The organism is Microbacterium panaciterrae (assembly GCF_039541635.1).
Classification (GTDB): domain Bacteria; phylum Actinomycetota; class Actinomycetes; order Actinomycetales; family Microbacteriaceae; genus Microbacterium; species Microbacterium panaciterrae.
Window position 1 is genome coordinate 1 of record NZ_BAABGP010000035.1, and the last position, 1,185, is coordinate 1,185.

The 1,185-nt window shown below is 66.8% G+C and carries 2 protein-coding genes; one reads left to right on the plus strand and one right to left on the minus strand.

Annotated features, from left to right (window positions below; translation table 11 throughout):
* Positions 1 to 2 precede the first annotated feature (2 nt).
* A protein-coding gene (locus tag ABD882_RS18630; RefSeq protein WP_345188987.1) for an IS5 family transposase occupies positions 3 to 873 on the plus strand; the annotation gives its coding sequence in 2 pieces (ribosomal slippage) (positions 3 to 332 and positions 334 to 873; 870 coding nt in all).
* Here the strand turns inward: ABD882_RS18630 and ABD882_RS18635 are convergent.
* A partial coding sequence (locus ABD882_RS18635) for a hypothetical protein (RefSeq protein WP_345188989.1) occupies positions 854 to 1,185 on the minus strand: 332 nt, incomplete at its 5' end. The genes ABD882_RS18630 and ABD882_RS18635 overlap by 20 nt on opposite strands.

Below are 1,185 nucleotides of genomic sequence, written 5' to 3' on the forward strand. Positions count from 1 at the left end.
AGATCTCTGACGAGGTGTGGGCCGTGATGGAGCCGTTGATGCCGACGGTGACCGGTCGGTCGCGGCCGTGGACGGATCACCGGCTCGCTATCGAGGGGATGGCGTGGAAGTACCGGACCGGTGCGCCGTGGCGTGACGTTCCGGAACGGTTCGGGAAGTGGAACTCGATCTACAAGCGGTTCAACCGGTGGGCCGGGGACGGCACCTGGCAGAAGCTGCTCACCGAGGTGCAGAAGCAGGCCGACGCCGCTGGGGAAATCGATTGGGTCGTCTCGATCGACTCCACGATCGCGCGCGTGCATCAGCACGGCGCGACCCTCGCCCGGGACACAGGGGGCTGTGCCGAATCACAAGAATCCGTGGTCCGAGCCGCCTGATCACGGGATCGGACGCTCCCGCGGCGGGCTGACGACCAAACTGCACCTGGTCTGCGACGGCCGCGGCCGGCCGCTGAGCATGATGATCACCGCCGGGAACATCAACGACACCACGATGATGAGCGCGGTGCTGGAGAACATCCGCGTTCCCCGCGACGGGAAGGGCCGCCCCCGCACCCGCCCCGACCGGGTGCTCGCCGACAAGGGGTACCCCTCAAGGGCGAACCGCGCCTGGCTCCGCGACCGGAGGATCGCGGCGACCATCCCCGAGCGGGACGACCAGATCGCGCACCGCCGCAAGAAGCCGGGCCGGCCGATCGCTTTCGGCGACAAGCAGAAGGAACGCTACAAGGGACGCAACGTCGTAGAACGCTGCTTCAACCGTCTCAAGCAGTGGCGCGGCATCGCGATGCGCTCGGACAAACTCGCCCGCAACTACCGAGCCGCCGTCAGCCTCGCCGCGGCGCTGATCTGGATCAAGACCGATCTCCGCTGAGCGCTTCGCGCTCCTGCAGCGTGCGCTCAAGCTGTCCCACCGTCGGCGCACCCGCAAAGCCGCGCTCGGTCAGATAGACCCTGCACGCCAAGTCGGCAGTGTTCCCCTGGGACGGGAACAAGTCCTGACCGTCCAGAAGAATCGTGGGCGAGCCCGCGAAACCAGAGCTCACCGCCTCAGCCTCGGTGCGGATCAACACGAACTCCACCGGAACATCGCCCCGTCCGATCGAGTCGAGCACCAGCCGTACTCGATCGCCCGCCTCCTGCCAATTCGGGCAATCCTCGATATGCAGCACCTGGATCTTCACAC